The following is a 23,615-nucleotide window of genomic DNA, read 5'->3' as shown; positions in this document are numbered from 1 at the left end:
TTGGCCAAACCCCGACGCCGTACTGCGCGTCATTCTCCACCTGACGAAGCGCAAAAAAATCCGTATTCACTGACGTTTCATTCGGCACCAATGATTTGAACAACGCCCGCCGTTTCTACGACAGCTTACTGGGCGAATTGGGCCAGAAGCGTATTGCCGACCTCGGCGACAACGGTTCTATATGAGGCGAGAACGCACCGTCCTTCTTTGTTCTGAAACCGGCGAACGGCGCACCTGCCAGCGTCGGTAATGGGGTGACCATCAGTTTCGAAGCGCCGCCCCGTGCCGCCATCGACGCGTTCCATGCAGCCGCTTTGGCCGCTGGCGGTACCTGTGAATGCCTACGCTGCCTATGCCCGTGATCTGGACGGCAACAAGAGGGCGGCCTATTGCTTCAGTCCCGATTAAAACCCGGTTCGCCTTGATTTTCGCCACCATGATCCTGTTGGACATACCCAGCAGGGCGTAGCGCGATTACCCCACTAGATGACCCACCAACGGGTGAACCGTCTCATCGACCGAGACCGGTGGCTGGACCCGCTGTCATTGGTCGGGCGCTAGCCACGTATCCACCACCCGCCGATCCAGTTCCTCCCAATCAGCCATGCCCAACACCCGCGTGGTGTTCAGCCCGCGCAAATAACCGCGCAGCTGGTTGGCGGTGGCACGGGTTAACTCCCGGTCGGGCGGGTTTTCGCACAGCAGTACAGTTTCGTACTGGATCAAGTACTCGGCCACCCGGTCACGGAACTCGGGCAGGACGGCGTCGCGGATCAGGTCAAACGTTCTCAAGGAGAGGCCTCATCAATGTATTTCGGTTGTGATTGAGTGTGTACGAGTCTGCACGGCGCGCAACTATTGCGTGAGGTAATAGTGACAATCACGAAAGACAAGTTCTGCTTTGTCAGTAATCACCGGAAAATCGCCCCCATCGAACACAGCCCGTGATGCTGACCCGTCACGCGATGAACCGGACTTTTTATTTTCAGGATGACATCCATGCGCCCGTTATTTGTGCCTGCCATGGCGTTTGCCTCTTTATTGCTCGCCGGTTGCGCTTCTGCACCGAACGACCCGACGCTGACCCTGCAGACCAGTAAGACACCTGCGCAATACGCCGACTGCGTCGTACCGAAATTGCAGGGCAGTGCGTTGAGCCCGACCGTCTCGCAGACCCAGCGCAGCTACCGGATCGTGGTGCCGAGCAAAGTCTCTGCGGACAACGTGCTGGAGGCCTACAAGTCCGGCAGTGGCGGCAAGGTGTTCATCTACGAGCGGCACTTGCTGGCCTCGAACTTCCTGCCGTCGAGTTTCGGACGCGCCGCCCAGGATTGCATCTGACCCCGGCCCGTAAACGTTTTTCAAGCGCTCCTTTGGTTGGCCGCAACCAACCAATTTTTTGCCCCGCACCGCCTTTCGGTCGCGGGGTTTTTTTTGTCAGGGCCAATTCGAATCGCCATACGGCATCGATTGCCTGGTCGATCTCACACGAATGTAAACAGGTTCCCGCAGCACGAAATAATCCTGTTCTCAGGACGCAAAGCATCGTAGTTTACGCGCCATAAATACAAGGACGTCAGGAGTGTAAGTGGGCGCTTATCGTTTGCTGTTGGCTATTCTTGTAGCCGTTTCTCATATGGGTAAAACGTTCGCGGGGCTTAACCCTGGCGTGGTTGCCGTGATTTCCTTTCTGATCATCAGCGGCTTTGTAATGACCTCGCTCATCGAGCGCAATTACAAGGCGCCGCAGAAAATCGGGCTGTTCTACATGGACAGGGCCTTGAGGCTTTACCCTCAATTCCTGTTCTACTTCCTGGCATCGTGCGCCGTGATTTATTGCCTGCTGCCCGGCACGCCTCAAGCCGCCGAGCTGACGCTCGGGAACATCGCGGCGAGCCTCACGATGGTGCCCCTCGGCTTCTACATGTTCGGGCTCGCCGGGCCGCTGATTCTGCCGCCGGCCTGGTCTCTGGGGCTGGAGATGTGTTTCTACCTGGTGATTCCATTCCTGTTGATCTACAAGGCGAGGGGCGTTGCGTTTGTCTTGTCTGTCGCCGTATTTATGACTGCGTGTCTTGGTTTCCTCAACACCGATGTGTACGGCTATCGCCTGTTGCCGGGCGTCTTGTTCATGTTCCTGTGCGGCAGCTACCTGTACAAACCGCAGGCGAAGGGTTTAGCGATCGCTGCCGGCACTGCCGTGGTGGCTGCCTTGATGTTTGCGGCCATCGAAGCGGGACTGATTGAGCGTCGGCCGTTTAACGCGGAGGTGACGGCGGGCATCGCCTTAGGCATCCCGGCCGTGTACGTGCTGACGAAACTCAAGTTTCACCGGGTTGACGAATTCCTCGGGGACATCAGCTATGGCGTGTTTTTGAATCACTTTGTGGTGATGTACTTCCTGCGTGCTTTCTGGCCCGTGGCCTACGACGCGCAAATCGTTGCCGTCGTTCTGATCCTGTCGTTCGGGTTGAGTTGCGTTTCGTACTACAGCATCGAACGGCCGGCGCTGAAACTCCGCCATGCGCTTCGGGCGGGCGCGAGGTTCAGCGTGGGTAAACGGCGAGGCGGCGAAAAGGTGGCTTAGTGCGTGTGACTTCGTAGAGCCATCCTGGTCGACGCTGGGCTGGGTGGGCAGTTCCCCGGCTTTCCGCGGGCCGGGCAGTTCCCCAAGCGTCTGGAGTCGGCCGGCATTGACCTGGCGTCGGTGACCGACGTGGTGATCACCCACATGCACATGGACCATATCGGCGGGCTGCTCGTCGATGAGGTGAAGAACCGGTTGCGTCCTGATGTGCGAATTCACGTTTCGGCGACCGAGGTCGATTTCTGGGCGACTCCCGACTTCACCCAAACCACCATGCCGACGCCGGTGCCCGACGTTTTGCGGTCCACGGCCCAGCAGTTCATGGATGCCTTCCACAACCAGCTGAAGACGTTCGAAGACGAATATGAGGTGGCACCGGGCGTGGTCGTCAAGCTGACCGGCGGCCACACTCCGGGGGGGCACAACTTTTACCGGGCCAGCGCTAACCTGGCCCAATGCGTATCACCATGGCGCGATGCCGGGCACTCAGTCAGGCATTCTCATTCCCTGATCGGATAATGCGATCTCGAACAACTGCCTCGCAGGGCAACAGCCGATCGGCCTCGTCGAGTTCCATCGCGTGATGGACGCCCCATTCGATCAACAATTCGAGGATGGGCCGCAGGCTTTCGCCCAGCGGGGTGAGCAGGTATTCGATCCCCTGACGATCCCGGGCGCTGGGTTGCCGGCTCACCATCCCGTGTTCCTCAAGCGCTCGCAGTTGCTCGATCAACACCTTCTGTGAAACGCCGACGATGCGCTTCTCCAGATCACAGGTGCGTTGCGGTCCGTCCAGCAGCACATGAAGGATGACTCCCTTCCAGCGCCCGGAGAGCACAGCCAGCGTGCGCTCGATCGGCAAGCCCGGCAGTCTATTGATTGTCTTCATTGGGTACCACTGACTAAACGGTGTGTAGATAGGCCTGATTTAGGAACAGTACGCTTTCCTTCCGATCAGATCCGACCCGAAGGAAGCCCAATGATAGACCTGTTTGAATCTCAGTTGGTTGGCGGCACCCTCAGACTGAAAAACCGTATCGTCATGGCGCCCATGACGCGCACGCGGACGTCCGAGGGTGACGTCCCCAATGAATTGATGGCCACCTATTACGGGCAGCGAGCCAGTGCCGGCCTGATCGTCGCCGAGGCAACGGACGTTGCGCCCTCCAGCAATGGCTACGCCATGACTCCCGGTATCTACACGCCAGCCCAACGGCAAGGCTGGAGCCTGGTGACCGATCAGGTTCACCGCAACGGCGGCACGATATTTCTGCAACTGTGGCACGTCGGCCGGATGGCCCATCCATCGCTCATGCCGAACGGCGAGGCGCCTTGGGGCGTGACCGACGAAAGGGCTGAGTCGCAAGTGTTCGCCCACGGCCCGGATGGCAAGTTGGACCACATCCCGGCGGGCCAGCCTCGGCGCCTGGCGTCAGAGGAGGTGATGGCATTGGTCGACACGTTTACCCAGGAGTGCATCCACGCCCGGGAGGCCGGGTTTGACGGTGTCGAAATCCATGGTGCCAATGGCTATCTGGTCGAGCAGTTCATGAACTCGGTGCTCAATACGCGCACCGATTCATATGGAGGCGGCAGCTTGGAAAACCGTACACGGTTCCTGCTGGAAGTCGTTGAAGCGGCGGTGCGTGAGTGGGGGCCGGGGCGTGTGGGTGTGCGCCTGTCGCCGTTTGGCAAGTTCAACGGTATTCCGGCGGACCCGCTGACCGAGGAAACCTTGCTGTACGTGGCTGAGCGTCTGGGTCGTCTCGGCGTCGCCTATCTGCACCTGGTCTACGAGCTGATGCCTGAGGAAAACATGGAGTTGGCCGAGTTCAAATCGAACCACCTCGACCACGCTCTGCTGGCCAAGGTTCGGGCCGCGTTCCCTGGCGCAATCATCTGGTGTGGCGGGTTCACTGATCGCAACAGCGCGCAGGCTGCGCTCGACACCGGGTTGGTGGACTTAATTGCCTTCGGCAGACCCTTTATCGCCAACCCGGACCTTGCAGAGCGTCTCAAGCACGGCTGGCCGTTAGCCGAAGCGGACCGATCAGCGTATTACACCCGCCGCGGCGAGGTCGGTTATACGGACTTCCCCGCCTATTCCCTCGGTTAGTGCTTTTCGCAGCCTTGGCCTGATTGCGGCGGTGGCAGGCGTTCGGTGGCGGGCGGTTCTGCCAGCGCCTGCGATTTGTCGTCAATTGCCCGCGTTGTGCACCCTGTGCGCACCCCGGGGATCGGGTCCGGCCATTTAAGCTGATATCATTCGGGCGCTGACACACCGAGTGAAAAACCATGAATCGTCAAAAAAAAATCAAGCAGCTATTAAAGGCGCATGCCAAAAAAGCCAGTGCCAAACTGGCACCGGCAAGCAAGTCTAAATACATCAGCAAGGCTGATCGATTGAAGCTCGCGGCTGAATCCACTCTCGACCCCACCACTTCCTCTGAGAGCGAGTGAGTTGCAGGAAACAGTGGTCTGTCGTGTCCAGCGATGTTTTGCCGACACGCCGATTCACTGTTAGCGCCGCATCCGTCCCTGGAGCGTCCAATGCCGTCCATCATCACGCGCCTGGTGGCGCTTGTTGTTCTTTGCCTGACGCTTGAAGTGCCAGCCCAGACCGGCGCCTGCCCGGCTGGCGAGAAGCAAGTGTGCCTGGACGGCTGCATCTGCCTGCCAGATATGGGACTGACGGATGACCTTTACCAGATCGCCGCGCCAGCCTTGGCGCTGTGGCTGACCCAGGCCCGCGCCGACGCCGCCGTCACCGGCCTGCAACCCATTCCACCGCACATCCGGGAGCAATTGCTGCGCTGGTACGATCCCGTCGTCCTCGATGCCGCGCGCTACAAAGTCAGCGATAGCGGCCAGTTCAACGCCGCCACTGCCATGCTGCAAAACCCCGATGTCGGTGCCGTGACGCTGATCGACATCATCCTCTTCCGGGATGCTGAAAGCGCAGAGCAGAACATCGTGCTCTGGGCTCACGAGCTCAAGCATGTGCAGCAGTTTCAGGAATGGGGGGTAGAAGGATTTGCCCAGCGGTATACACAAGATTTCAATGCGGTGGAGGCGCCGGCTTATGCCATACAGGCTGAGGTCAGGCGGACGTTGCGGGACGGAGCTGTCACTCATCCTTGAACCTGATCTGGAGCGGCGCATGAAAGTTGGTGTGATTTCCGATACTCACGGCTTGCTCCGTGCCGAAGCCCTGGCTGCCCTGGCGGGTTGTGAGCGGATCATTCACGCGGGTGACATCGGCAACGCCGACATTCTCGATCAACTCAAGGCTATCGCTGCGCTGTACGTTGTCCGTGGGAATAATGACCTGGACGCCCCGTGGGCAGAAAAACTTCCTGACCTTCTTCGTTTTGATCTCGACGGATGGGAAACGCTGCTGGTGCATGACGTCGCCGATGTCCCGGCCGCGCTCGACTCAGCCATCAAGCTGGTGATCACCGGTCATTCGCACAAGCCACGGATAGAGTGGCGTGGCGACCGGCTTTACCTCAATCCCGGCAGTGCGGGGCGGCGGCGTTTCAAGCTGCCGGTGACGCTGGCGCTGCTGGATGTGTTCGAAACGTCCCTGGAACCGCGTCTGGTGTCTTTGCTGGAATGATGTTCAGAACGGGGTCAGCGGAATTTTTTCCAACATAAAACGGCTCGTTGATCAAACGAGCCGTCGTTGTGAAAGGACTATTTCAGATCGGCCTCAAAGGTGATCCGCATCAATCACTGCCTTGGCGAACGCCTGTGGATCTTCCTGCGGCAAGTTGTGACCGATGCCGCCGCTGATCAGCCGGAATTCGTATTTGCCGGTAAAGCGCTTGGCGTAATCCTCGGGGGCAGGGTGCGGCGCACCGTTGGCATCGCCTTCAAGGGTGATGGTCGGCACGCTGATGGACGGCGCCGTGGCCAGTTTCTGTTCGAGCGCCTCGTATTGAGGCTCGCCCTGGACCATGCCCAGGCGCCAGCGGTAATTGAAGACGGTGATCTCGACGTGGTCGGGGTTGTCCAGGGCCTTGGCGCTGCGGTCGAACGTGGCGTCATCGAACGCCCATTTTGGCGACGCCAGTTGCCAGATCAGCTTGGCAAAATCATGAGTGTTTTTCTCGTACCCAGCACGACCACGGTCGGTGGCGAAGTAAAACTGGTACCACCACTGCAATTCGGCCTTGGGTGGCAGAGGGTTCTTGCCGGCCGCCTGATTACCAATCAGATAGCCGCTGACCGAAACCAGCGCCTTGACCCGCTCTGGCCACAGCGCCGAGACGATGCCGGCGGAACGCGCGCCCCAGTCATAGCCACCGAGCACCGCTTGTTTGATCTTCAGCGCATCCATGAAATCAATGACGTCGCTGGCCAATGCAGCCGGTTGGCCGTTGCGAAGGGTTTTATCGGACAGGAAATGCGTATCACCATAACCGCGCGCATACGGCATCAGCACGCGATAGCCCTTCGCTGCAAGCAGCGGGGCGACTTCGTCATAGCTGTGAATGTCATACGGCCAGCCGTGCAGAAGGATCACCACCGGCCCATCAGCCGGGCCTGTTTCGGCGTAGGCCACGTTCAGCAGTCCGGCCTTGATGTGCTTCAGCGGGCCGAACGGGGAGGGTGTGGCCTGAGCGGCGTCGGCCTTGATCGCCGCCGGCTGCACGGTGGCGCTCGTTTGTGCGTGGGCCGCACCGAGCGCGCCGAACAGGGCGAATGCCAGGATCGACGAGCTGACCAGGTGGCGACGAGTCATGCCGGTTTTGTTCTGCATTGCCATCTTCATGGTGATGTCTCCGTTGCAAGGCGTTGGCCAGGGGTTCTGGCTGAGCCCCTTGAAACCTTGAAAACATTTGAACGCGGCGACGTATCTGGCCTGTGTCGAAACGCAGGCCCGGTGAAAACGCATGTATCAAGAGGGTAGCCGTACACACTGTGATACACAGCGGCGCATTGAGATAGCGGCCATTGGTGCACTCAAAATTCCCGACATTGGCGGAGTGTTGCGACCCGGGCGACGCGTACACTTTTCCAAATCAACGGGCCGATCTGTGACAGAGGATAAACCGTGGCGACGAACAACCTTTTCAGCGTGAAAATCCCTGACAGCAAAATGGCCCGCGAGGTGACGCAGCTCATTCGCGATACCGAGAGCGAGTTGCTGTTTTCCCACTCCACGCGTGTCTACTTTTGGGGGGCGTTGCTCGGAGAGCGCAAGGGCCAGGCCTTTGATCCGGAGTTACTCTACGTCGCTGCCATGTTCCACGACCTCGGCCTGACCTCGATCTATCGCGAGAGTCAGCTTCGTTTCGAGGTGGACAGTGCGAATGCCGCGCGCGATTTCCTGCGAGGCCATCACATTGCCGAAAGGGACATCGAGAAAGTCTGGAACGCCGTCGCGTTCCATACGACGCCGGGCATTCCAGAGCATATGCATTCAGAGATTGCCCTGGTGCAGGCCGGCGCGGGAATGGACGTGGCGGGGCGTGGTTTTGAGCTGTTCACGGACGAACAACGCGAAGCGGTGATCGCTGCCTATCCTCGCGATACCGACTTTGCCCATCAGATGATCGACGCGTTTTATCACGGGCTGCAGCATCGGCCCCAGAGTACATTCGGGACCTTCAACGATGATTTCCTGGCCTACAAGGATCCGGGTTTCCAGCGGGTGAATCTTTGCAGCGTTATCCTGAGTTCGCGTTGGGAACGGTGAATTTTCCACTCGTTATTCCAGGTTTGGCCCGGGATACGGTCCGTGCGCGGATCGGTTCACACTTGTTCGCTCAAGCCCTGCTATTCCAGGCCACCGCACACAGCGCCAGTCCGGCCACATTGAGGGTGACGGGATTGAAAGCATCCCTGAGCATGGAGGGATTGAAAATCGCGACATCCAGCAGCAGGCCAGCCAGTGCCGCCGAGGCGATGATCAGCGGCCAGGCAATGCGTCGCGCGAGCACTATCCATAAGGCCAAGGCAATCTCCGCGACCCCGGCGGCATAGGCAAACACCTCCACCTGATGGATGCCATGAGACTGAATCATGGTCCGCTCGCCAGGACTCAGCCACAGCAGCTTGGGCACCAGACCATGGTAGGCAAACATGAACGCCAGGCTTCCCCGGGCGATCCAATGGGTGCGTTTCAAGGCGCTCACGTTGGCGCTTTCAAAAATCGACGCTCATGGTCGGGCGTGGGCAACAGGCACGTGTCGTATTTTCCGAAGAGCCGATATCGATTCAGCGCAACGCGGTCGTAGGCCCAGTCCCGCAGCCTGCGTGGGCAGGCGCGCAACAGTCTCAATGGACGCCAGGCACCGGGCAATTGGGCGATGACTTCGAAGACGGCATCCGAACGCACCCAGTAGTGCCGGTCGCGGACCACGGCCATGGTCTCGAATTGATCCAGGGGCAACCCTGCCCACGCCAGCAGCGCCTGCCCCTCGGGCGATTGCACTGCCGCCAGCCTCACGCGCCGGTGGTGGTCGTGGCGGATCAGGAACTTTGCCCAGCCGTTGCACAGTTTGCACACGCCGTCGAACAAGACCACGGTTTCGCCTGGCTGGAGCAAGGGCGCGGGAAAGGGGCGGATGGTAGACGCTTGCATAGAGGAGGCCATGGGGGATGGGTTACTCCGGATCATAACCGCGTGCTGGGCCGGAAGTCTTTACGGGAAGCGCCAGCCTCTATCGAGGATGGCTAACAAAGGGCGGTGTCATCTGGGTGTCACCTAAGGCATGGCAAGATCATCGCAAACCGTCCTGAACACCCAGCGCAACCCCCACCCACGGGCTGATGAATTATCCAGGAATCCTCACCATGAAAGGAGACGCCTCTCTGTTTGCGGCCATTGACCTGGGCTCCAATGCGTTTCGCCTGATGATTGGCCAGTCGGTCAGACGCAACCAGCAGATCGTGATCCAGGAAGTCAAAACCCTGCGCGAGCCCGTCCGTTTGGCGGAAGGATTCCAGGGCGGCGCGCTGGATGAGTTGGCGTTGGATCGAGGGTGGCAGGCGCTCGCGCGATTCGGCAAAAAGCTGCGCGGCTTCGAGGCCGGACGAGTGCGGGCCGTGGCGACCAGCGCGGTGCGCGAAGCCGACAATGCCCAGTTGTTTTTGACCAGCGCCGAGCGTCACCTGGGGTTTCGGATTGACGTGATCTCCGGGCATGAAGAAGCCCGGCTGGTATATGCCGGGGTTGCCCACACGACACCGAGTGCCGCGAGTATGCGGCTCGTGGTGGACATTGGCGGCGGCTCCACCGAGTTGATTCTGGGGCAGGGCGCACAGCCCCTGTTGACTGAAAGCATTGCCATTGGCAGCAGCACTTTTGGCACGCGTTATTTTCACGGAGGCTGCATTACGGCTCAGGGCCTGCTGGAAGCCGAGCGCGTCGCCACGGTGCAGTTTGAAAAGGTCGCACATCGTTACCGGGCGCTGGGTTGGCAGCAGGCCATCGGCTCTTCAGGCACCGCGCGGATGCTCGCCAAAGTCCTCAAGGCCAACGGCTTGAACGATGATGACCAAGACGGAATCACCTACGGCGGCCTGCTGCGCCTGTCGTTGCGCCTGCTTGAAGCGGGGCAGGTCAATCACCTCAGGCTGGCGGGTTTGCAACCCCATCGCCTGAATAGCTTGCCTGGCGGACTGGTGGTCATGCTGGCCGCGTTCAAGGTCTTTGGCCTGTCGCAAATGACGCCTTCGGAAGCGGGTTTAAGGGTCGGGGTGTTACATGGGTTGATGGCCAGGCATTGACTGGATTCTGATGACTGACTGCAGTCAGGGACGCAAGCCGTCAGTCAGCGCGCCTCAAAGGCGGGTGAACGCCATCTATCATGAACCGGGCGAAACCATCCTGAAGGAGGCGGTTATCTCATGAACAAGGAACCCATCGGCTCAAAGAACGCAGAGGACGAAGGCGCCTCTGCGCTGATAGACGCGAGAATCAAAGAGCTGAGTGACTGGCGGGGCGAAACGCTCGCCAGGATTCGAACGATCATCCAGCACGCCGACCCCGATGTGGTCGAGGAATGGAAATGGCGGGGCGTTCCGGTGTGGTCACACGCGGGCATCATCTGCACCGGCGAGACGTACAAGAACGCCGTGAAGATGACCTTCGCCAAGGGCGCTTTTCTGGAGGATCCTTCGGGACTTTTCAATGCCAGTCTTGAAGGCAATACCCGACGGGCGATTGATGTGCATGAAGGCGATGAGATTGATGAGAGTGCGTTGAAGGCGTTGATCATTGCCGCCGTCGTCCTCAACAGTTCGCGAAAAACCGCGGGTGCCAAAACGGCGAAATGAGAGCAAGGGAGGTGGGGTTATTCATCATGATCCCATTGCGCGTGCTCGTTTGCTTCTCCAGCTCTTGTAGGGCACTTCGTCGGTATCCGTAGATACCGTCCGAATACCTTGCTTCACCACCTCCTGCTACACCCCTCTCAAACCACATTCTGTGAACCCCCACCCCACGTTTTGCACCTTGAAGGCCCGGCCCGTCGGCCTAGGATGGGCCTCAGTGGTTGCACCGGACTTCTGGCCTGCGTTCCGCCATCGGCGCTGCCCATAACAATAAAAGACACACCTTGCCTGGACTGGAGAAGAACTGATGAAACCCCTGATTGGACTTATGCTGGGCGATGTCACCGGCATTGGCCCTGAGTTGGTCGTCAAGCTGTTGTCGACGCCTGAAGCACGTGAACGGGCGGATGTGGTGATCATTGGTGACGAGCGAGTGCTCGAGCTCGGCATGCGTGACGCCGGGCAGCGCATTCCTTACCAGAAGATTGTGCACCTGCGCGAGGCCGACCATTCCCAGGCCGCCGTGCCCTTGATCGATTTACATAACGTGGATCCTGCGCTGTATGAGCGCGGTCTGGTCAACGCGGAGTCGGGTCGTCTGACCGGCGAAACCCTCAAGATCATGACCGACATGGCCCTGGCCGGTGAGCTCGATGGCATTTGCTTCGCGCCGCTCAACAAGGCCGGGCTGCATCGCGGTGGCTGGAAGTACCACGACGAACACCAGATGTTTGCCGCCTGGACCGAACACGTCGGTTACTTCGGCGAAGTGAACATCATCCCGCAGTTTTCGACCTTCCGCGTGACCTCCCATGTAGCGCTGCGCAAAGCCGTCGACATGGTGCAACCGGACCGCATCGAAGGGGCGCTGCAACTGGCCCATGACACGTTGCGTGCGCTGGGCAACAACGCGCCGCGTATCGGCGTCGCGGCGCTCAATCCCCATGGCGGAGAGAACGGCCTGTTTGGTGATGAAGAGATCACGATCATCCGCCCGACGCTCGAAGCCTTGCGCCTCAAAGGCCTGGCCTGCGAGGGGCCGTTCCCATCGGACACGGTGTTTATCAAGGCGCGCAACGGTGATTTCGACGCAGTGGTGATCATGTATCACGACCAGGGCCAGATCGCGACCAAGCTGCTGGGCTTCTCATCCGGCGTGACCCTGACCGGTGGCCTGAAGACTGTTTACGCGACTCCGGCACACGGCGTGGCTTATGACATCGTCGGTAAAGGCATTGCAGACGTCGGCGCGATGGCGGCTGCGTTCCGGGTCGCCGCTGACAACGCTGCCGCACGCAAATCCAAGCGCTAAACACCCGCCAAGTGATCGAGAAGAAAATCGAGGCTGACACCATGTTCGAGCATTTCACCAAGACCATTACCAAAACCAGCGGTGCCGAGATTGTCACCGTCGTGGGCGGCGAAGGCCCACCGTTGCTGCTGATGCACGGCAACCCGTTCAATCACCTGTCCTGGCACAAGATCGCGCCGCGCCTGGCCAGGGATTTCACCGTGGTCTGCACCGACTTGCGCGGTTACGGCGACAGCTCCAAGCCCGAGGGCGGTGGCGATCATTCGGCCTATTCCTTCCGTGCCATGGCCCAGGACCAGGTTGAAGTCATGCAATCGCTGGGTTTCGAGCAGTTCTACGCCGCCGGTCACGACCGTGGCGCGCGGGTCCTGCATCGCATGTGCCTGGATCACGGCGACAAGGTGCTCAAGGCCGGTTTCGTCGACATGCTGCCGCAGCATTATTTGTTGAATAACGTGACACGCCAGTGGGGCAAGTTTTCCTGGCACTGGTTCTTCATGACCCAGGACGCCCCGACGCCAGAGCGAATGATGGACGCCGATCCGGAGTTCTTCATCCGCCGCAAGCTGTCGAAGACCGATCAGGGCACCAGTTTCTTTGGGCCCGAAGCGCTGGCCGATTACATCCGCTGCATCAAGAATCCGGCCACCACCCACGCCATGTGCGAAGACTATCGCGCCACCTTCGGCATCGACCTGGACATGGACACCGCCGATTTCGACGCGGGCCGGCGGATCGACAATCCGGCACTGATTCTCTGGGGCGAAAAGGGTGGCGTCGGGCGCAACCATAATGCCGCGGAAATCTGGAGCCGCTACGCCACCAACATCGTGCAGACCGCCACCGTGCCCTCAGGCCACTACCTGCAGGAAGAATGCCCGGACGAGACCTACGAGGTGTTGCACGGCTTCTTCAAGTAACGCAATGACAGGCGGTCCGGGATGACCGCCTGCCCACTAGAACTATAAAAAAAGGTGGAAAAAATGATTCCGACTACGCTCGCGCAAAAACGCAGGGCAACGCTGACGTTCGTGTTGCTTTGCATCATGGCGTTCATCATGTACGTGGACCGCACCAACCTGGCCGTCGCCGCCCCGACGATCAGCAAGGAGCTGGGTTTCAGCAACACCAACCTGGGCATGATGTTTTCCGCCTTCGCCATCGCCTACAGCTGCTTCATGATTCCCGGCGGCTGGTTCAGTGACCGTATCGGCTCGCGCAAGGCGATGTTGCTGTACGGCATAATCTGGTCGGCCGCGACCATTGCCACAGGGCTGGTCAGTGGTCTGGTGGTCTTGGTGATTGCACGTTTCGTGGTCGGTATCGGCGAAGCGCCGATCTACCCGACAGCGGCGCGCATGATTGCCCGCGCCATCCCTATCACCCAACGCGGCACGGCCCAGGGCATGATGCATGCGTCCGGACGCCTGGCCAATGCACTGGCGCCTTTGATCGTGACGTTCATGATCATTCAGTTTTCGTGGCGACTGACCTTCGTCATTCTCGGCGTGGTGACGTTGATCTACATGTTCGTCATGTATTTCAGCCTGAGCGAATCGAAGAAACTGCTCGAAACCGCCGCCGTGCCGCTACCACCCGTGGCGGCCAAACCGGTGAATTGGCCGCAGATGCTGCGCAAAGTGTGGCCGGCCGCTGCCACTTGTTTCTGTCACGGTTGGGTGCTGTGGTTCTTCCTCAACTGGATTCCATCGTTCTTCACCCAGCGCTACGGCATGGACCTGACCCACACCGCGTTGTTTTCGACCTTTGTGCTGCTCGGCGGGACCGTCGGCACCGCGGTCGGCGGCATGCTCTCGGACTGGCGCTTCAAAGTCACCGGCAACCGTCTGCGCTCACGCCGTGACTTGATCATCTTTGGCTTCCTGGCCTCGATCATCGGCTTGATTCCGCTGATGTTCACCCACGACCTGATCATCTGCGCCTGCGGCCTGAGCTTCTCGTTCTTCTGCTCGGAACTGGCCGACTCGCCGCTCTGGGTCATTGGCACCGAGGTGTCCCACGAACATTCGGCGACTTCCAGCGCGTGCACCTTCACCGGCATGGCCCTGGCGGGCGCCGTGTCACCGGCGGTGATCGGCTGGTTGCTGGACATCACGGGGAACAACTGGGCCGTGGCGTTCGGCGCTTCCATCGCCGTGGTGCTGATGGGGCCGTTGCTGGCGATGTTTATCAAGCTGGACGACGAGCCTGCTCCCGAGCCTGTTTCATCTGCGCGTTCACCGGCTGCGATAACTCAGAGCTGAGACGCGACGTTTCACTCTATCGAACAAAAGCCGCCGCCAACCAAGGGGCGGCCAATCACCTGCTTTAGCTGATACCAATTGGCCACCTCATCCGTTAGAGTGTGCGCCGCCCGAGAGATGGATCCCGGGCAATATCTCATGGAGCTTTTTCAGTGAAGTACGTTAGTAAAGTTGTCGCAGTAGCCCTGTTCGGTCTGGTTCTGGCGGGTTGCACCGGCACGCCGATGAACACCCAGCATTATGAAAGCAGTCAATACACCGTCCTGGGCCACAGTGAAGCGAGCGCCACGGGCCTGCTGCTGTTCGGCGTGATCCCGATCCAGCAGAACAACCGTTTTGTTCGCGCTCAGAACGCGGCGATCAAAGCCAAGGGCGGTGACGCGATGATCAACACCCAGGTGCAGGAAAACTGGTTCTGGGCGTGGGTCCTGACCGGCTACACCACCAAGATCTCCGGTGATGTGGTCAAGCTGAAAAACGTTCAGTAAGCCCAATACCCGGTCTTGATTGCGGATGCGCAATTGTGGCGAGGGGATCAGTCCCCTCGCCACAGGTTGTCGCTCAGCTGAAGATGTTCTTAAGTGAATAGCCTTGCGGTTTAACCGGGTTTTCATCAGTGGAAGCTGAGGTCAGTGGCGTTCCGTCATGCGAGCCTGCGGAGCCACCCGATTCCTTCCCGACCACTTCGCCTGATAGAGCTGTTGATCGGCACGTTTGATCAGCGCGGTGGTATTGCTGTCCGATATCTCGGCCAGGCCAATGCCGATGCTGACCGTGACGTGCCCGACCGTAGAAAAAATGGCTGCGGCAATCGCGGCGCGAATCTTCTCGGCAACGACCTCGGGGCTCTCGGGTTCCTCGACTTCCGGTAACAGCACCGCAAACTCCTCGCCACCGTAACGGGCCACGAAGTCAGTGGCGCGGGTGTTGCCCTGGATCAGCCGGGCGAGTTGGTGCAGCACCTCATCGCCGATCGCGTGGCCGTGGGTGTCATTGATTTGCTTGAAGTGGTCGGCGTCGATGAACAGCAACGCAAAGGGCCGTCCGGTGCGTTGAAACAGCAGGTTGCACTCATTCAGTTTCTCGTCGAATCGGCGCCGGTTGTACACGCCGGTCAAAGCGTCGTGGGTGGCCAGTTTCAACAGATCGGCGTTGGCCTGGGTGAGGGCGGCGGTGCGTTGCGCGACCGTGGCTTCCAGCGACGCATTGGCTTCCTGCAACTCGCGCTCCTTGCCGAGCAAGGACTCCGTCATGCCCTGGAGGGATTGGCCCAGCTGGGCAATTTCTCGCACCGAATGGTCCCGCGGAAACGTCACCCCCGGTTGTTGGTTTTGTACCCGTTTGGCTGACTTTGCCAGCTGTTCGATCGGGCGGCTGAGGTACAGCGCCAGGTAGTACGCCACCAGAGCAAACACGATGGCGGCAATGACCCCCAACAGCAGCAATTTGTAAAACAGAATACGTGCGGGTTGAAGCGCGATATCCAGTGGCTGGCGGACCGCGATGTACCACGTCAGGTCCGTGCTCGAGGGCGTGGGCACCGCGACCACGCTGGTCAGGTAACCGTCGCCGACTGACCAGCCGGCGGTATCGGAATGGTTTTCCCGGGCGACCGGCATGTTCGCCACACGTTGCCCCATGAGCGCTTCGGGATAGAGCACTTTGCCGTCGTGGTCGACGATCAGCGCCTCCACCTCGGGCGTCATGTCCTTGCGCAGCACGGCCGCGTCGACAATCCGCGTCGCCCAGCTCCAATGGGCATGGGCTCCCAGCACACCGATCACCTGGCCCTCGGCATTGCGGATCGGCGCGGCGAAATCGATGAAGCGCAAAGGCTCGCCACTGGCGGTTCCGGGCAGCAGTTTGGCCAGCAGGACCGCTTCATGAGGATCGCCGGTATAAGCACCGCGCAACCCGGCCTGGAACCAGGGGCGCTCCTTCACCGATTGATTGACCAGAAGACCGTTCACGGCTTGCCGTACACGCCCGTTGGCGTCAGCCACGCCCATCCAGGCGTACTCGGCGCGAGATTGCGAACGCAGCTCCATCGACGACAAGATATCCGGATCGCCCAGGTCGCCGTGCTTGAATAACGGCGCTCGACTGAGCAGAGACACTTCGAGCTGACGCTCATGCAGTTGTGCGCCCAATAGCTCGGCCGCCGACCTTGCCGTACTCAACAACGCATTGCCGCTGGCCTGCTTCATTTGCTCGGTGGCGATGTGGCCCACGTAGAAACCCACACTCACCAGCGTGAGCAACGACAGACCGGCAAACCAGAGTGTCAGGTGGCTTCGCAAGCTGGCTTTGATCATGGAAGACACCTGACGGTTTGAAGTCGCAGCATGGTATGCGCAATGGTCGGGTGGGGGCCAGTGGCGGCGCTTTCATGGCATCGATCGGTACACGCATTCGCCAACGCGATGACAAGAAACAGAGTCAGTCGGACCGAAGCGCCCTCAGTCGGCACGTCCGCGCAGTTGCGCGAGAATCCGCGCGGCATCCCGGGCCGGAGGCAAACCGAAGACGCGGGCGTAGTCCCGGCTGAATTGGGTAGCGCTTTCATAGCCGACATCGAACGCGGCGCTGGTGACGCTTTTAGCGTTCGCCACCAACAAAGTCCGCGCCTGAAGCAGCCGCACGCGTTTTTGATACTGCAAGGGGCTGAGCGTGGTGACGGCTTTGAAATGGCGGTGGAACGCTGACACGCTCATCGACGCTGTGCGGGCCATGTCCTCGACCCGCAGCGGCTCGGCGAAGGCGCGGCGAATCCACTGGATCGCTAGGCTGACACGGGCCATGGCCGTATCGGGCGCGGCAATCTCGCGCAACATCCAGCCGTGCGGTCCTTGCAAAACCCGATAGAGAATCTCCCGCTCGTACACCGGGCTCAGGGCCGCGATGTCCGCCGGCCGGTCCATCAATCGCAGCATGCGCACCCAGGCGTCCATCAGCTCGGGTGTGACTGCGGCCACTGAAAAGCCGGCCTCTTGTTCTGACGGTGCGACAGGTTTTGGCAGGTCTGTCAGTAACGTTGCCAGTACGGCAGGGTCCAGCGTCAAGGCGACGGCGAGGTACGGCTCGCCGGACGTGGCCGGGTGCACACTGCCGACCGCCGGCAGTTCAATCGACATCACGAAATAGGTCGCCGGGTCATACCTCAGTGTGCGATCACCGACGGTGATGGTCTTACTGCCTTGCAGGATCAGGTTGATCATCGGCTCATAGACAGCGGCCAACTGATGTTCGGGAATCGCACCCTGGACCATGGCCACGCGCGGAATGCCCGTCTCTGTACGCCTGTTTTCGGCCCTGGCGGTAAGGGTTCTGAGTTCATGCAGTTGGTTTTCCATGGGGAGACATCTGACCGCAGGGGGACGCACGGCGCAAGCGAAAAGCAGAAACAGGCAGGATTGGAGTAGTAACGGCTGCGCTCGCCCGAGTGTCTATGGTTACCGTGGTTGCTCATCTGATTGACAGTGGAGCAAGCCATGAGCGTTATCGTCATTACCGGCGGCAGTCGAGGCATTGGTGCCAGCGCCGCAGTGCACTGTGCCCGGCGTGGAATGGGCGTCATCCTGACCTACAAGAGCAACGTGCAAGCGGCGGATTCGGTGGTTCAGCGCATCAAGTCCGAAGGTGGTCATGCCGTCGCCCTTGAACTGGATGTCTGCCATGCCGCGAGCTTCGGCGTGTTCGTCGATGCGGTACGACAGGCGCTGCAATCGAACTGGCAAACCACCACCCTGGGTGGTCTGGTCAACAATGCCGGCCACGGCCTGTTCAATCCGCTTGAGACGGTCACCGAGGCGCAGTTCGACGACCTCATGAACGTTCACCTCAAGGGCCCGTTCTTCCTGACCCAGGCCTTGCTGCCGCTGATGGAGGAGGGCGCAAGCATCGTCAACCTGACCAGCGCGACGACACGGGTGGTCACCCCAGGCGTGGCGCCTTATGCCGCTTTCAAGGGCGGACTGGAAGTACTGACCCGCTACATGGCCAAGGAGTTTGGTGAGCGACGCATCCGTGCCAATGCCGTCTCGCCCGGCGCCATTCGCACCGAACTGGGCGGCGGCTTGAGCGAAGAATTCGAGACGCTGCTGGCCTCGCAAACGGCGCTCGGTCGCATCGGCGAACCGGACGACGTCGGTCGAGTGATCGCCACGCTGCTGTCCGAAGAAAGTGCCTGGATCAACGCGCAATCCATTGAGGTTTCCGGCGGTTACATCATCTGAACCAGCGAGGCGCATTCCATGCTTGATCATGTGTTTATCTCAGTCAGCGACACCCAACGCTCCGTCAATTTCTATACCGCGGCGCTCACACCGCTCGGCATCACTCACTCGCTCGATTTCGACGGCAAGGATGGCCCGCCGGGCCACCCGGACCTCAAGGGTTTCGGTGCGCAAGGCCGGGTGTTTTTCTGGCTGCGTGAAGGGGTGGTGGAGGGGCGGGCTGCGCATGTCGGGTTCGTTGCGAACAGCAGGGGCGAGGTCGATGCGGCCTATGCCGCTGCGATGAAAGCAGGCGCTACCGATAACGGCGCTCCCGGCGCACGGTTGCATTACGACCCGAATTATTACGCGGCTAACGTCCTGGAGCCGGATGGCTACAGCCTCGAATTCGTCTATAAAAACTGGCAGCACCGACAATGAGCAAACTTCTGATTTATGGCGCAACCGGGTACACCGGCCGAATGGTCGCGGCACAAGCGAAGGTAGCCGGGCTGGACTTCGAAGTCGCTGGACGTGACGCGACAAGCGTGGCTGCGCTTGCCCGGCAGCTGAGCGTGCCTTATCGCACCTTCGCGGCCGACGCTCAAACGGCGCAAGCGCTGAGCGGCGTCACGGTCTTGTTGAACTGCGCCGGTCCTTTTGTGATGACTGCAGAACCGTTGATGCGGGCCTGCATCGAGGCCGGGGTCGACTATCTCGACATCACTGCCGAAATCAACGTTTACCGGCTGGCGGAGCGGTTGGGCGAGGATGCCGGTGTGATGCTATTGCCAGGCGTCGGCTGGGACGTTGTCCCCACGGACTGCCTCGCCCTGCACGTTGCCCGTCGTGTCGAACATCCGCAATCGCTACGGATCGCGCTGCAGGTTGCAGGCTCCATGTCCCGTGGATCGGCCAACAGCGTTGGCGAGATCATCGGTGCAGGATTGATGGCGCGGGTCGACGGCGTACTCGTTCCTGCGCCGGATGCGCAACCGCGTCACTTCGACTTCGGCGCCGGGCCTGTGCTCTGCGCGCCGCTGTCGTTCGGTGATCTGGTCACGGGTGGGCGCTCGACGGGTATCCCCAACATTGCGATGTTCGTGCACATCAGCGGTGACGCATTCCCAGAGGGCGACTTGTCCCGACTTCCCGATGGCCCCAGCGAGCAAGAGCGCCTGTCGCATCGGGCCTATGCGGTTGCTGAGGTGACGGGGGCAGATGGGCAGGTTGCGCGGTCGGTTATTAAGACTATCAACGGCTACTCCTACACACCGTTGGCCGCGGTGGAAGCGGCGCGACGCGTGTTGGCCGGGGAGCGGCGTTCCGGGTTCGAGACACCGGGTCGTCTGTTCGGAGTCGAATTCGCCGAGAGCATTGCCGGGACGGTGATCGTTGATCTCTAAGGCTGGCGCTGAAGGCACAGCAAGCGCTCGATCTGCGCCAACTCCCAGGTGCTGAGCAAACTGAGCGGGTCGGTGCCGTAACGTTGCCAGCGGTCGAGTTCACCCTCGCGGCCGTCCGGGGCCTGGCAACGTTGGCAATGCAGCAGACGGTCGCCGTCGACACCGAGGCTCAGGCGCCAGCCTTCGATATCGACGTGCACGTGGCCGGGCTCGGGTTGTCTGGCGAGGCGCGATAGCGGCCGGAGTTCCAGCGCGGCGTCGCGCAACTGCTGGTAAACCTCGCGGGCGGTCAAGGGTGGCACTGGGCATCTCCGGTGGAATCGCGGGGTTGCACAGGATAGAGTCTGCGCTTGCCGCTGTCAGCGGATAGCGGGGTCATTATTCAACCCGTCTGCCGGCGGCTTGATGGAAGAAGGTTCAACCGGGTGCGAGCTGATTTACGTGCGCTTGGCCACAAATGATTTGGAGCAGGACATGAATAAAGCCGCAGCCCTCATGGTGCTTATTGCGGGGGTGTTCGGCGCGCAAGTCCAGGCGGCCGGCGATGCTGAAGCCGGCGCGACACTGTTCAAACGGATATGCGGCGGCTGCCATCAAGTGGGGGAGTCGGCGCGGGGTTCGTTCGGGCCGCAACTCAATGGCATTTTTGGACGCCCGTCAGGTAGCACGACGGATTATCAATACTCCGACGCCATGAAATCGGCCGGCATTGTCTGGACCCGCGAGACCCTGATCGCGTACCTCGAAGATCCAAAGGAAGTAGTGCCCGGTACCCGGATGATTTTCTGGGGGCTCAGCGATCCGGAGAAGATTGAAAACCTGTTGGCATATCTTCAGACCTTTCAGCCGCAGTAGGGCACCCTGCATTGACGCAGCGCGGCTTTCGATCAAACGCTCGGACCCACCCTCAGCATGGCGACGTGCGGACCATGACGATCTATATGTAGGAAGGCACCTACAAAAACTCACGAAACCATGATTTTTCACACTCATAATCGAACTGGATAACCGCCCGATGGCGCGGTTTTACTTCGTTAGGATGTGTCAGTTTCCTCCCGGTATTGACTTCGATGTTTCAGGGGGAGAGTCTTGGCGTCGCTGGAACCCGTAGCTGAAACCGGATAGAAATGCTCTTGCCAAATAGACTCGAAGATCATCGTGTCTCTAGTGCAGAAACAAAACATTCTGGTTTTCTGGCCGTGAATGTTGTTTTTCATGCGCCATGAATACACCGTGTTTGTTAGCTTCGAGCTGTCTGGGATGGGGGTTTTGGTTGACGTTGGTTATGTGTGATAACACGGGTAAGAGGGGTTGGCGGATATGCCTGCCCTAAATAGTTAGTTCTAATGATCGACGCGTTGCCATTGGATAGTTTGCGGCAGATGGCAGGTTGGATTGATTAGATGATATTCCAAGGACTGCACTTACATGATGTAAGTGCGAACAATCGATAGAGGTGAGTTTGTTCACTTCTGGAGGCAAGGATGCACGACCAAGTTACGTCTGAATTGTCAGTTCATCTGTGTATTCATCAACTGTTCGAATCCCAGGTTGCACGCAGTCCTGAAGCCACGGCGCTGGTCTTTGAGGGTGAGACGCTCAGCTATGGTGAACAACTACCTCGCTTGCTTGCTGGTTCACATGTGCCATTGAGTCGCCGATAAACCGCCCGCATCAGTTTGCGGGCGTGCAGCGGGGTACCCATCGGCGAAGCATTATAAAAAGGAGAAATCATGGCAAATCCCTACCGCGAACTGCTCACCACCCCGGGCGTCATGGGGTTGGTGATCGCGAGTTCCATTGCCCGTCTGCCGCAGGCAATGATCGGCATCGGCATCATTACCATGTTGGTGCAGCAGACGGGACTTTATTGGCTGGCTGGCTCGGTCGCCGGTACCTTTACCCTGGCAAATGCGCTGGTCGGCCCGCAGGTGTCGAAATTCGTCGATCAGCGGGGGCAGAGTCGAGTGCTGCCCTTAGTCACCACCTTCAGCATTGGCATGTTGCTGGCGCTGATCGTTGCCGTCTCTATGAGGGCGCCGACCCCGCTGTTGTTTATTCTTGCGGCACTGGCGGGCACGATGCCCAGCATGCCCGCGATGATAAGAGCACGCTGGACACAGCTTTTCCGTGGCAAGCCGCAGTTGCACACGGCTTTCTCCCTGGACACGGTGCTGACTGAGCTCGCTTTCATTATCGGTCCACCCCTGGCCATCGGTCTGAGCGTCAGGTTTTTTGCCGAAGCCGGACCGCTTGTCGCGGTCTTGCTGCTGGTCATCGGCGTGAGCGCTTTTCTTCTGCAAAAGCAGACAGAACCGAAGGTCGTCGTGGGCGCCAGGAAGAGCACCGGCTCTACCTTGCTGATTCCCGGCGTTCGCACCATCGTTCTGGCACTCCTGGCGATGGGGGTGATTGGCGGATCAATCGATGTGGCGGTGGTGGCCTTCGCCAACGCACAAGACTGGCCAGCGTCCGCCAGCTTCATCCTCGCAGCCTATGCGCTCGGCTCAATGATCGCGGGCCTGACGTTCGGCGCGTTGAGGGTCTCCTTGTCGATTGAAAAGCAGTTCTTCGTTGGCGTTCTGATCACGGCAGTTACAGCCGTCTTGCCCATTTTCTCGCCGGACGTATACATCCTTTCCGGGATGCTGTTTGTGGCAGGCATGTCATTCGCACCAACGATGGTCGTCGTCATGAACCTTGGTACGATCATCGTTCCACCGTCCAAGATCACCGAAGGCCTGACGTGGATGACGACGGGCATCAGCATCGGCGTGGCGCTCGGTGGCGTACTCGCGGGGCTGATCATCGACGCCTATGGCGCACGGGCAGGGTTCGGCGTCGCCATCGGCGCGGGGCTGGTCATGGTGGTGATCGTGCTGTTGGGGCTGCGTACACTTCGCGCCACATCAGCGGTTTGCGCCGAGCCGAGTTTCCAGTAATAAGCACGCTGGACTTCGTTACAGCATTGATCTGCCGACAAGGGGCATGGCCCTCTTCGTGGTCCATCTGGTCGCTCAGCTAGAATGACCATTCATTCCCCATTGATGGAGAACCAGAATGGTCAGCAAAAACACGATTTGCCTCTGGTACGACGGCGCCGCGCTGGACGCCGCGACGTTCTACGCCAAGACGTTTCCCGACAGCGCGGTGGGCACCATCCTTCGCGCGCCTGGCGACTATCCTGCGGGCAAGCAGGGCGATGTATTGACGGTCGAATTCACGGTGATGGGCATTCCGTGTCTCGGCCTGAACGGGGGCTCGGGGGTCAAGCACAACGAGGCGTTCTCGTTCCAGGTGGCGACTGACGACCAGGCCGAAACCGATCGCTTGTGGAGCGCGATTGTCGGAAACGGCGGCCAGGAAAACGTCTGTGGCTGGTGCCAGGACAAATGGGGATTGTCGTGGCAGATCACGCCCCGCGTCCTGACGGATGCCATCAATAATCCCGATCAAGCAGCGGCCAAGCGCGCGTTCAACGCGATGATGCAGATGGGGAAAATCGATGTCGCGGCGATAGAAGCGGCGGTCAAGGGTTAGCCCAGT

The 23,615-nt window shown here is 59.9% G+C and carries 27 protein-coding genes and 2 pseudogenes; 21 read left to right on the top strand and 8 right to left on the bottom strand.

Going from position 1 to position 23,615, the window contains the following annotated elements:
- The first annotated feature begins 95 nt into the window (after window positions 1-95).
- Window positions 96-408 (top strand): annotated as a pseudogene (locus tag QMX98_RS07905) (VOC family protein).
- 135 nt (window positions 409-543) lie between these two features.
- Here the strand turns inward: QMX98_RS07905 and QMX98_RS07900 are convergent.
- Complete coding sequence (locus tag QMX98_RS07900) at window positions 544-792, bottom strand: hypothetical protein (RefSeq protein ID WP_010459104.1); 249 nt, start codon at window positions 790-792, stop codon at window positions 544-546.
- 207 nt (window positions 793-999) lie between these two features.
- Here QMX98_RS07900 and QMX98_RS07895 point away from each other — a divergent pair, with 207 nt between their 5' ends.
- The 3 genes and pseudogenes from QMX98_RS07895 to QMX98_RS07885 all read left to right on the top strand — a co-directional run.
- Entirely contained in the window at window positions 1,000-1,341 is a 342-nt protein-coding gene (locus tag QMX98_RS07895) for a hypothetical protein (protein ID WP_010459105.1), read from the top strand.
- A 247-nt stretch (window positions 1,342-1,588) separates the two neighbouring features.
- Complete coding sequence (locus tag QMX98_RS07890; RefSeq protein WP_282410525.1) at window positions 1,589-2,587, top strand: acyltransferase; 999 nt, start codon at window positions 1,589-1,591, stop codon at window positions 2,585-2,587.
- A gap of 21 nt (window positions 2,588-2,608) precedes the next feature.
- A pseudogene (locus QMX98_RS07885) lies at window positions 2,609-3,004 on the top strand (MBL fold metallo-hydrolase); the annotation flags it as partial.
- A gap of 73 nt (window positions 3,005-3,077) precedes the next feature.
- Here the strand turns inward: QMX98_RS07885 and QMX98_RS07880 are convergent.
- Window positions 3,078-3,476, bottom strand: coding sequence for a helix-turn-helix domain-containing protein (locus QMX98_RS07880; RefSeq protein ID WP_282410524.1), 399 nt, complete (start codon window positions 3,474-3,476; stop codon window positions 3,078-3,080).
- A 90-nt stretch (window positions 3,477-3,566) separates the two neighbouring features.
- Here QMX98_RS07880 and QMX98_RS07875 point away from each other — a divergent pair, with 90 nt between their 5' ends.
- The 4 genes from QMX98_RS07875 to QMX98_RS07860 all read left to right on the top strand — a co-directional run bounded on the left by QMX98_RS07875 (window position 3,567) and on the right by QMX98_RS07860 (window position 6,206).
- On the top strand, window positions 3,567-4,703 hold the full coding sequence (locus QMX98_RS07875; protein WP_282410523.1) for an alkene reductase: 1,137 nt from the start codon (window positions 3,567-3,569) through the stop codon (window positions 4,701-4,703).
- Between the two features lie 179 nt (window positions 4,704-4,882).
- Entirely contained in the window at window positions 4,883-5,047 is a 165-nt protein-coding gene (locus QMX98_RS07870; RefSeq protein ID WP_010459110.1) for a DUF2986 domain-containing protein, read from the top strand.
- 90 nt (window positions 5,048-5,137) lie between these two features.
- Window positions 5,138-5,728, top strand: a complete 591-nt coding sequence (locus QMX98_RS07865; protein ID WP_083377108.1) for a DUF4157 domain-containing protein — start codon at window positions 5,138-5,140, stop codon at window positions 5,726-5,728.
- A 19-nt stretch (window positions 5,729-5,747) separates the two neighbouring features.
- Window positions 5,748-6,206, top strand: a complete 459-nt coding sequence (locus QMX98_RS07860; RefSeq protein ID WP_077750085.1) for a metallophosphoesterase family protein — start codon at window positions 5,748-5,750, stop codon at window positions 6,204-6,206.
- A gap of 93 nt (window positions 6,207-6,299) precedes the next feature.
- Here QMX98_RS07860 and QMX98_RS07855 read toward each other — a convergent pair whose 3' ends face one another.
- The gene (locus tag QMX98_RS07855) at window positions 6,300-7,364 is read right to left on the bottom strand and encodes an alpha/beta hydrolase (protein WP_042932165.1); all 1,065 of its coding nucleotides are present in this window, start codon (window positions 7,362-7,364) and stop codon (window positions 6,300-6,302) included.
- Window positions 7,365-7,691: 327 nt separating this feature from the next.
- On the opposite strand from QMX98_RS07855, the gene QMX98_RS07850 reads away from it, so the two are divergent.
- Window positions 7,692-8,291, top strand: coding sequence for an HD domain-containing protein (locus QMX98_RS07850; RefSeq protein ID WP_282410528.1), 600 nt, complete (start codon window positions 7,692-7,694; stop codon window positions 8,289-8,291).
- 70 nt (window positions 8,292-8,361) lie between these two features.
- Here QMX98_RS07850 and QMX98_RS07845 read toward each other — a convergent pair whose 3' ends face one another.
- Window positions 8,362-8,730 carry a DoxX-like family protein gene (locus QMX98_RS07845; protein WP_282410522.1) on the bottom strand — a complete coding sequence of 123 codons (369 nt, stop codon included), beginning with the start codon at window positions 8,728-8,730 and terminating at the stop codon, window positions 8,362-8,364.
- On the bottom strand, window positions 8,727-9,179 hold the full coding sequence (locus QMX98_RS07840) for a thiol-disulfide oxidoreductase DCC family protein (RefSeq protein ID WP_282410521.1): 453 nt from the start codon (window positions 9,177-9,179) through the stop codon (window positions 8,727-8,729). Before QMX98_RS07840 ends, QMX98_RS07845 begins: the two co-directional genes overlap by 4 nt.
- Before the next feature lie 212 nt (window positions 9,180-9,391).
- On the opposite strand from QMX98_RS07840, the gene QMX98_RS07835 reads away from it, so the two are divergent.
- The 6 genes from QMX98_RS07835 (at window position 9,392) to QMX98_RS07810 (ending at window position 14,937) form a co-directional block, all read left to right on the top strand.
- Window positions 9,392-10,327: a Ppx/GppA family phosphatase gene (locus QMX98_RS07835; RefSeq protein WP_282410520.1), complete on the top strand. Its 936-nt coding sequence runs from the start codon at window positions 9,392-9,394 to the stop codon at window positions 10,325-10,327.
- Between the two features lie 120 nt (window positions 10,328-10,447).
- On the top strand, window positions 10,448-10,876 hold the full coding sequence (locus QMX98_RS07830) for a DUF1801 domain-containing protein (protein WP_282410519.1): 429 nt from the start codon (window positions 10,448-10,450) through the stop codon (window positions 10,874-10,876).
- Window positions 10,877-11,180: 304 nt separating this feature from the next.
- Window positions 11,181-12,185 (top strand): 4-hydroxythreonine-4-phosphate dehydrogenase PdxA, encoded by a 1,005-nt coding sequence (locus tag QMX98_RS07825; protein ID WP_010459116.1) that lies wholly within the window; start codon window positions 11,181-11,183, stop codon window positions 12,183-12,185.
- Window positions 12,186-12,226: 41 nt separating this feature from the next.
- The gene (locus QMX98_RS07820) at window positions 12,227-13,105 is read left to right on the top strand and encodes an alpha/beta hydrolase (protein ID WP_010459117.1); all 879 of its coding nucleotides are present in this window, start codon (window positions 12,227-12,229) and stop codon (window positions 13,103-13,105) included.
- A gap of 63 nt (window positions 13,106-13,168) precedes the next feature.
- Entirely contained in the window at window positions 13,169-14,449 is a 1,281-nt protein-coding gene (locus QMX98_RS07815; RefSeq protein WP_282410518.1) for an MFS transporter, read from the top strand.
- 152 nt (window positions 14,450-14,601) lie between these two features.
- Window positions 14,602-14,937: a hypothetical protein gene (locus QMX98_RS07810; protein ID WP_010459119.1), complete on the top strand. Its 336-nt coding sequence runs from the start codon at window positions 14,602-14,604 to the stop codon at window positions 14,935-14,937.
- A 141-nt stretch (window positions 14,938-15,078) separates the two neighbouring features.
- On the opposite strand, the gene QMX98_RS07805 is transcribed toward QMX98_RS07810, so the two are convergent.
- A complete protein-coding gene (locus QMX98_RS07805) occupies window positions 15,079-16,764 on the bottom strand; it encodes a diguanylate cyclase (protein ID WP_282410517.1) in 1,686 nt (561 codons plus the stop codon).
- Between the two features lie 144 nt (window positions 16,765-16,908).
- Window positions 16,909-17,802: an AraC family transcriptional regulator gene (locus QMX98_RS07800; protein WP_282410516.1), complete on the bottom strand. Its 894-nt coding sequence runs from the start codon at window positions 17,800-17,802 to the stop codon at window positions 16,909-16,911.
- Between the two features lie 138 nt (window positions 17,803-17,940).
- Between QMX98_RS07800 and QMX98_RS07795 the strand changes: the two genes are divergently transcribed.
- The 3 genes from QMX98_RS07795 to QMX98_RS07785 are packed head-to-tail and all read left to right on the top strand — an operon-like array spanning window position 17,941 to window position 20,069.
- Entirely contained in the window at window positions 17,941-18,684 is a 744-nt protein-coding gene (locus QMX98_RS07795) for an SDR family oxidoreductase (RefSeq protein ID WP_282410515.1), read from the top strand.
- An 18-nt stretch (window positions 18,685-18,702) separates the two neighbouring features.
- Window positions 18,703-19,104, top strand: coding sequence for a VOC family protein (locus QMX98_RS07790; protein ID WP_282410514.1), 402 nt, complete (start codon window positions 18,703-18,705; stop codon window positions 19,102-19,104).
- Complete coding sequence (locus tag QMX98_RS07785) at window positions 19,101-20,069, top strand: saccharopine dehydrogenase NADP-binding domain-containing protein (protein ID WP_282410513.1); 969 nt, start codon at window positions 19,101-19,103, stop codon at window positions 20,067-20,069. The genes QMX98_RS07790 and QMX98_RS07785 overlap by 4 nt, the downstream gene beginning before the upstream one ends.
- On the opposite strand, the gene QMX98_RS07780 is transcribed toward QMX98_RS07785, so the two are convergent.
- Window positions 20,066-20,371, bottom strand: a complete 306-nt coding sequence (locus QMX98_RS07780) for a hypothetical protein (RefSeq protein WP_282410512.1) — start codon at window positions 20,369-20,371, stop codon at window positions 20,066-20,068. The genes QMX98_RS07785 and QMX98_RS07780 overlap by 4 nt on opposite strands.
- Before the next feature lie 172 nt (window positions 20,372-20,543).
- On the opposite strand from QMX98_RS07780, the gene QMX98_RS07775 reads away from it, so the two are divergent.
- From QMX98_RS07775 to QMX98_RS07765, 3 genes are all read left to right on the top strand, one after another.
- The gene (locus tag QMX98_RS07775) at window positions 20,544-20,924 is read left to right on the top strand and encodes a cytochrome c family protein (protein ID WP_077750094.1); all 381 of its coding nucleotides are present in this window, start codon (window positions 20,544-20,546) and stop codon (window positions 20,922-20,924) included.
- 878 nt (window positions 20,925-21,802) lie between these two features.
- On the top strand, window positions 21,803-23,011 hold the full coding sequence (locus tag QMX98_RS07770; RefSeq protein WP_282410511.1) for an MFS transporter: 1,209 nt from the start codon (window positions 21,803-21,805) through the stop codon (window positions 23,009-23,011).
- Window positions 23,012-23,129: 118 nt separating this feature from the next.
- The gene (locus tag QMX98_RS07765) at window positions 23,130-23,609 is read left to right on the top strand and encodes a VOC family protein (RefSeq protein ID WP_077750096.1); all 480 of its coding nucleotides are present in this window, start codon (window positions 23,130-23,132) and stop codon (window positions 23,607-23,609) included.
- Window positions 23,610-23,615: the final 6 nt, after the last annotated feature.

Source organism: Pseudomonas sp. PS02303, from assembly GCF_029959925.1.
GTDB classification, from domain to species: Bacteria; Pseudomonadota; Gammaproteobacteria; order Pseudomonadales; family Pseudomonadaceae; genus Aquipseudomonas; species Aquipseudomonas mandelii.
This window is presented reverse-complemented; position numbering and strand designations above follow the sequence as displayed.